Origin of the sequence: Pseudopedobacter sp., from assembly GCF_040392825.1 — a bacterium.
In the GTDB taxonomy this organism is placed as follows: domain Bacteria; phylum Bacteroidota; class Bacteroidia; order Sphingobacteriales; family Sphingobacteriaceae; genus Pseudopedobacter.
Genome location: NZ_JBEBVH010000234.1, coordinates 1 through 6,384, shown reverse-complemented (window position 1 = coordinate 6,384; position 6,384 = coordinate 1). Strand labels below are relative to the sequence as shown.

Genomic DNA, 6,384 nt, shown 5'->3' with positions numbered 1-6,384 from the left:
TACTCTACATGTGGGGATTCTTCCCTCCGGCACCATTGATGTTTTGATTAAAATACTGATAATGAGATTGCTTCGTTCCTCGCAATGACTTCGATTTGTGTCATTGCGAGGAGGTTACGACGAAGCAATCTCTTATTCCAGCTGTTCGGGTTGTTTTTGAAAAAGCAACTCGAACTTTGAATGTTGCGGATTTTTGAAATCCGCTTTATTTATGAGTTCGGGATAACCCTTTCGGAATATCCCGAACAGCTTTGCTAAATCCATGCTATAGCAGATAAATATTAAAAATTACTGATCCATCTCACTAAAATCAATTCCAAAATCAATATCTAATATCTCATTAGGATGAAGTTTTAAAGCTTTAGAAATCTTCATTAAAGTTAAAAGTCTAATATCAGATTCCCCTTTTTCTATTTTTAATAACTGGTGATGCTCAATTTCTGCATTACGAGCGAACTCACGTAAGCCGTATTTTTTATCGGTACGTAATTGTTTTATTCTTTCTCCTACTTTATTCTTAAATAGATTTTCTTCTTCCTTTTCGAACATTATGGAAATATCCAATAACAAGTAAAAAAAAATGGTATTCTATTTTGTACCAACAATGTTTTTTTTATATATTTATTTCTAGAAAAATATGTTATAAAGTTATATTTGCGGTCTTCTCAAAAACTATTAGAAGCATACGCACTAGAGTCTCGTAACTGAAAACTGGTAATTTTTAAGACCACGAGGCGAAAAGTGAAATGATCACGTTTTGGCGTGAGCTCACTTATTCGTGGTCAAGGTATACCAGTGCCTCAGTTACAGTAAGTTGAGCTTCACGCTATTTTTGAAACTTATCTTACAGACTCGTTATCATAAATAACGGGTATCATGAAAAAACAAATTCAAAGAGGCATTTTGCAGGAATGCTTTCAGTATTTCTCTCTGGCAGAGTCCAAGTCCTATCTCTGGCAATTGTTTTCGCTAACTGTATCCGGAGGATACAACAAACAACCTTTGGAAAAGAGGGAAAAGCTTCTTGCTGTTTACGAGCATTTGCAGCAAGTGATAGATGCTTTAGAACCTATGCTAACCGAAAGCATTCTGGACGAACAGAAATTAACATATCCTTATATCATCAAATCACCGGAATAGTTTTTCGCTCTCATAAGGCTGTCCACGGCATGGCGAAAAAAAATAGTAGTAGTTTTTATTGAAGCTATGCAGGACAGCCTGTTTTTCAAAGCATTTAAATCTTAACCATAAAGCCGTAATCAATATATGAGTATAGATAACAAGTACCAGCAAGTTATTTCCGAACTGGAAAAACTGTTGGGAGATTATAAATCGGCAGAGAGCAAAGAGCTGCTGTGGAAGTTTTTTGCCTTAACCGTATCAGGCGGATTCAGCAGCCAGCCAGTAGAGAAAAGGGAAGACCTGTTGACTTTTTATGAGTATTTGAAACGTTTGCTTGATGTATTGGAACTACTGGAGGTTGAGTTGAAAAACAATAGGAGAGGCGTTTCTATGAAGACTTTACTAAAACCTTCGTTATAATTGGTTGGGTTTATTGGCCATCCTGCCGCGAATGTATAAGGTATAGGGCTAGCTATGCGGCAGGTGGTTTTTTCGCCTCATATCTTTAACTGGCAAATCATATAAGAGAACTTATAATCAAGATAATCCCTATAATTGCCAATCCACCATATACATACTTAAAGAACGAACCATCTTTTAATTGGTGATTCAAATACCTTCCTAAGAAAATTGCAGGGATAGTTGTCGCGAGCGAAACCATAAAATAGATATTTACTTCAGTCGTAATAAGACCTTTTACATAATACCCAAATACGCTTAAGATACTAACCGGTAAAAAATAAGCTTGTAATGTAGCTCTGAAATGTTTTGCGGTCCATTGTCTTAAATTTCCGTAAACAACTAGCGGAGGTCCATTTAAACCGTAAGCTCCACCAAATACTCCAGATAAAAAGCCACAGACAGAAAGCCAGAGCTTGCTATCTTCTTTAAGTACTTTGTTGTTTTTTGCGAAAAGAGAGTAAATGGCATATAGAATAATAAGTACACCAAGCCCCACTTTAATTAACGCTTCGCTGCCGTAGATTAGAATCAAAATACCTAATGGTATACCCAGTATTGCATAAAAAATCAGCCATTTTGCACTATCAAAATGTATTTTCTTATGATCTTGTATTACTACAACCAGAGCTATAACAATAGATAGCATAACTGATAGCGGTACAGCAACATCTACAGGCAAAAAAAGAATAAATAATGGTACCGCTATTAACGACTCCCCAAAACCTAATGTAGAACGTACTAATGAAACAATGAAACTAATAATAAGAATAAATATAATTGTGGATGTCATTATTAATTGTAAATCACTGTATTTATGAAAGCAAGCTAATTTATAGTGGTTTATTTTCTTAAAATTTTGTCCATTGTTTTACCTTTTGCCAATTCGTCAATCAACTTATCTAAATAACGGATCTTTTGCATTAATTCATCTTCTATTTCCTCAACCCTGTAACCACAAATCACACCTGTGATTTTTGAAGCATTTGGGTTTATTTTAGGAGCTTTTGCAAAAAAAGTTTCGAAGTCAGTTTTGTTATCAAGATGTTGTTGCAATGTTTGTTCATCATAACCTGTAAGCCAAAAGATAATCTCATCAACTTCTGCTTTTGTACGGCCTTTTTTCTCGGCCTTTTGAATATAGTGTGGGTACACACTTACAAAAGACATTTTATAAACTCTGGTGTTTTTCATTATATTCAATTTTATTCTTCAATAGCTTCAATTCCCTGTGCTTTAAGACGTTCTAGTCCGTCTTTCATGGCTTTGACCTGTTCTGGTGAGTGTCCTTTCCAGACAGTCACTTCGCCAACAACTTTAAACGGATGCTCAGATCTGTAAGATCTTGTTGGATTACCAGGAAATTTTTTATCCGTCAAATTAGGATCGTCTTCAATCGGTCCTGTTGGTTCAACTAAATATATTCTTTCCCGTTCTTCACCGAAAGCAAGTTCTGCTCCCCAGATGGCAGCATCTATAGTAGCAGACAGGTAAATATATTTAGCTTTTTTTCTCTGACCATAATTTGAATTGAAATTAACCGCAATAAAGTCGCCAATTTTTAAATCTGCTTTTGTGCCATGAAAAAATGTTTGGCAAAAAGGGCTGTGGCCAGATTCGTCTGGTTTAATGTCGTTTCTGTTTTTATTCATAGTAGTTTATTAGTTGGTATAATTGCCCTTCAGGATGTACAATCTCAAGCACTTTGATAACAGAACAATATAGACAGCAAACTCTTAAGGATTAGCTTAAGAGTTTGTTTGATGAATATCCTGATAAAGGTTACTTAAAAAGTTTTTGCATTTTCGTCTGCAGAAGGGCCGTACATACCCGGAATAGGAACATCCAGCAAACGTAAATATACAGAAAGCTGGCCTCTGTGGTGATAAATATGGTTATTTACAATAAACCTTTTGGCAGCAAATTTTGGTAGTTCTGCAATAATATGTTCACCGGCTGTTAAACTCCATTTATCACCCCATTTGGCGTCATCAAATTTTTCTAGGGCTTCTTTACATTCTTTAGCATAAATATCCAGGAGATTTAACAGATCTTCTTTAGTAGTTACGCTTAATGGAATATAATCTTTTCTGAAGTCTAATTTATCCTTTTCGGCAATATTTACAGTCCATCCGGTTAATTCGGTAATATGTTTGGCTAATTCACCTACAGAAGCAGATTTCTCATGCGGTTTCCAGTCCCATTTATCGTTAGGTATACAGGCTATTAATTTTTTTGTACTGGCAATTTCTCTCTCTAATTCAGCCAGATAATTTTGTTTAATTCCCATAGTAGTTATTTTTAGATTAATCTTCTAAAATCAATATTTCTTCAGCTAATTTTTCCCATTCATCCTGAAGTTTTATAAACACTTCCTTAGACTGAGTATAGTTGGAATTGGCTTCAGCCAGTTTATTTGCATCGCTGTAAACCTCTTCTCTGGCAATTTCAGCCTCAAATTTCTCTATTTCTTTCTTTTGTGCAGCAATTTCCTCTTCCAATTTTTTAAGCTGTGTATTCAGCTTTTTCAATTGCCTATTCACATCATCAGATATTACTTTAGGCTCTTCTTTCTTTACTTTTTCTTTCTTTATTTCACTAGTATTTACCGGGCCTTTATCTCTTTTACTTTGCCATTCTTCATACTCTTCGTAAGTACCCGGATATTCCTTAATTTTCTTATCTTCTATAAACCAGATTTTGTTGGCAATATTGTCAAGGAAATAACGATCGTGGGATACTGTAATAAAAGTACCTTCGTATTGTTGTAAAGCCTGAATCAGAATATTCACCGATTGTATATCCAGATGGTTGGTAGGCTCGTCCAGAATCAGAAAATTAGAATCGGTAGTTAAAGATTTAGCCAGTGCGACCCGTGATTTCTCGCCCCCGGACAATACGCGTATCTTTTTGAAAACATCATCTCCGGTGAAAAGAAAACATCCAAGTAAAGATCTTAATTCCGTATCGGTATGTTTAGGAGCAAAAGATTGTAGTTCTTCCAGAATAGAATTTTCAAGATGCAAAGACTCTAACTGATGCTGAGCGAAGAAAGTTTCCGTAACATTATGCCCGGTTTCGCATTGACCTTTAAAAGGCTCGGTGCCGGCGATAATCCTTAATAAAGTAGATTTTCCTTTACCATTGGCACCAATAAGAGCAATTTTGTCACCTTTTTCAATAACAGCATCTGCATTTTCTAAAATATCTATCGCAGGGTAGCTTTTGGTTGCATTTTCAATCCGGATAACATGCCTGCCAGATGGTTTAGTGAACTTAAAGCGAAAATTAACCGTTGGATTATCGTCATCAACATCATCAACACGTTCCATTCTTTCCAGCGCTTTCATTCTGGATTGTGCCATTTTAGCTTTTGAGGCTTTAGCTTTAAAACGCTCTATTAAACGTTCTTCCTGCTTAATTTTGGCCTGTTGGTTTTTAAATTCGCCACGCTGGATTTCGGCTCTCAGTTCTTTTTCTTCCAGATAAAATGTGTAATTGCCAGCATAGGAGGTAAGCTTTCCTTTTCTGGATTCGACAATGCGGTTAACAATTTTATCCAGGAAATAACGGTCGTGAGAGACAATAACGATAGCACCTTCAAAGCCCGTTAAGTAATTTTCTAACCATTTAATAGAGGGTAAGTCCATGTGGTTGGTAGGCTCATCCAGTAAAAGAATATCAGGATCCTGCAACAGAATCTTCGCAAGCATCACGCGCATTCTCCATCCTCCGGAAAAAGTATTCAGCGGGCGGTGCTGGTCTTCTGCACTAAAACCCAAACCTGCCAGAATTTCGTTGGCCTTATATTCTATACTGTATCCATCTAAAGCTGCAAACTCTTCCTGTTTAGCACTGAGTTTGTTTAAAACTTCATCAGAATAGTCCGTCTCTATTTTTTTTAGCAATATTTCTATTTCATCATGTAATTGATTTTGGCGTTCAAAAGCCTCCATTGCTACATGCAGAATGCTGTTATGCGAATCGTAAGACAATAAATCCTGGTTTAAGTAACCAATTTTAATGTCTTTAGACATGGATATAGTACCAGAAGTAGGAGTATACTCGCCTACAATAAGTTTTAATAAAGTCGATTTTCCGGTTCCGTTGGCGCCAATTAATCCAACGCGATCTCCCGGTTTAATATGCCAGTTCGCTTCATCATATAAGGCCCGGGAACCTATCAAAAAAGTTAAATCGTTGATTGCAATCATGAGATTGCAAAGGTAAGGAAATTTGCTGTATTTAAGCGCTGTGGGCTTTGGATTGAATTACAATTTTAGAACTTCTCTGTATGGCGATAACAGAGATTTTACATTCGGGGGATGTAAATAGATGAATAAAAAGTTTAATCGAACTACTACTTAATTTGATACATCTGGATAATTTTAAGAAAATTTAGAATCATCCAGATGCTGTCATGAATATTTTAATTAGTCTCTTCCATGGCGACCTTTTCCTCCATGAGGATGATGTTTGCCATTACCTTTATGTTTTTTATAATCGTGTTGCTGACGATAATGGTAATTGGTCTTTTTGTAATCATGCGAAGGACGACTATATCTGTGTTCTCTATGGGTTGGCTGATAACCATGTCTGTGATGATGAGCATATTTTACTTTGTAGTGCTTATGGTGTTTATAAGCATAGGGCTGATTGATTACTACCTTGTAACCATTGTAAAGGTTGTAATGGCGATGCCTATATGGTAACGAAGTAGAAAATACCCAGTTTCCGCCATTGATATAAATAAATTGTCTTTTCGGAACATAGTAATAAGTCTCAATTTCGGGAAGATAATAA

9 protein-coding genes are annotated in these 6,384 nt (G+C 36.0%); 2 read left to right on the top strand and 7 right to left on the bottom strand.

Going from position 1 to position 6,384, the window contains the following annotated elements:
* Positions 1-288 precede the first annotated feature (288 nt).
* Positions 289-549 carry a helix-turn-helix domain-containing protein gene (locus tag ABWO41_RS14340; RefSeq protein ID WP_353139437.1) on the bottom strand — a complete coding sequence of 87 codons (261 nt, stop codon included), beginning with the start codon at positions 547-549 and terminating at the stop codon, positions 289-291.
* A 327-nt stretch (positions 550-876) separates the two neighbouring features.
* On the opposite strand from ABWO41_RS14340, the gene ABWO41_RS14335 reads away from it, so the two are divergent.
* Positions 877-1,140 (top strand): hypothetical protein, encoded by a 264-nt coding sequence (locus ABWO41_RS14335; protein WP_353139434.1) that lies wholly within the window; start codon positions 877-879, stop codon positions 1,138-1,140.
* Between the two features lie 126 nt (positions 1,141-1,266).
* Entirely contained in the window at positions 1,267-1,542 is a 276-nt protein-coding gene (locus tag ABWO41_RS14330; RefSeq protein ID WP_353139431.1) for a hypothetical protein, read from the top strand.
* 97 nt (positions 1,543-1,639) lie between these two features.
* Here ABWO41_RS14330 and ABWO41_RS14325 read toward each other — a convergent pair whose 3' ends face one another.
* The 6 genes from ABWO41_RS14325 to ABWO41_RS14300 all read right to left on the bottom strand — a co-directional run.
* Complete coding sequence (locus ABWO41_RS14325; protein WP_353139428.1) at positions 1,640-2,374, bottom strand: sulfite exporter TauE/SafE family protein; 735 nt, start codon at positions 2,372-2,374, stop codon at positions 1,640-1,642.
* 50 nt (positions 2,375-2,424) lie between these two features.
* Positions 2,425-2,775 carry a DUF2200 domain-containing protein gene (locus ABWO41_RS14320; RefSeq protein ID WP_353139425.1) on the bottom strand — a complete coding sequence of 117 codons (351 nt, stop codon included), beginning with the start codon at positions 2,773-2,775 and terminating at the stop codon, positions 2,425-2,427.
* An 11-nt stretch (positions 2,776-2,786) separates the two neighbouring features.
* On the bottom strand, positions 2,787-3,233 hold the full coding sequence (gene arr, locus ABWO41_RS14315) for an NAD(+)--rifampin ADP-ribosyltransferase (protein WP_353139422.1): 447 nt from the start codon (positions 3,231-3,233) through the stop codon (positions 2,787-2,789).
* Positions 3,234-3,367: 134 nt separating this feature from the next.
* On the bottom strand, positions 3,368-3,871 hold the full coding sequence (locus ABWO41_RS14310) for a DinB family protein (protein ID WP_353139419.1): 504 nt from the start codon (positions 3,869-3,871) through the stop codon (positions 3,368-3,370).
* A gap of 16 nt (positions 3,872-3,887) precedes the next feature.
* Positions 3,888-5,795 (bottom strand): ABC-F family ATP-binding cassette domain-containing protein, encoded by a 1,908-nt coding sequence (locus ABWO41_RS14305; protein WP_353139416.1) that lies wholly within the window; start codon positions 5,793-5,795, stop codon positions 3,888-3,890.
* Between the two features lie 219 nt (positions 5,796-6,014).
* A partial coding sequence (locus ABWO41_RS14300; RefSeq protein WP_353139413.1) for a hypothetical protein occupies positions 6,015-6,384 on the bottom strand: 370 nt, incomplete at its 5' end.

Coding starts and splice junctions, on each gene's coding strand:
- ABWO41_RS14340 (WP_353139437.1), bottom strand. CDS start 549: ATGTTCGAAAAGGAAGAAGAAAATCTATTTAAGAATAAAGTAGGAGAA.
- ABWO41_RS14335 (WP_353139434.1), top strand. CDS start 877: ATGAAAAAACAAATTCAAAGAGGCATTTTGCAGGAATGCTTTCAGTAT.
- ABWO41_RS14330 (WP_353139431.1), top strand. CDS start 1,267: ATGAGTATAGATAACAAGTACCAGCAAGTTATTTCCGAACTGGAAAAA.
- ABWO41_RS14325 (WP_353139428.1), bottom strand. CDS start 2,374: ATGACATCCACAATTATATTTATTCTTATTATTAGTTTCATTGTTTCA.
- ABWO41_RS14320 (WP_353139425.1), bottom strand. CDS start 2,775: ATGAAAAACACCAGAGTTTATAAAATGTCTTTTGTAAGTGTGTACCCA.
- arr (WP_353139422.1), bottom strand. CDS start 3,233: ATGAATAAAAACAGAAACGACATTAAACCAGACGAATCTGGCCACAGC.
- ABWO41_RS14310 (WP_353139419.1), bottom strand. CDS start 3,871: ATGGGAATTAAACAAAATTATCTGGCTGAATTAGAGAGAGAAATTGCC.
- ABWO41_RS14305 (WP_353139416.1), bottom strand. CDS start 5,795: ATGATTGCAATCAACGATTTAACTTTTTTGATAGGTTCCCGGGCCTTA.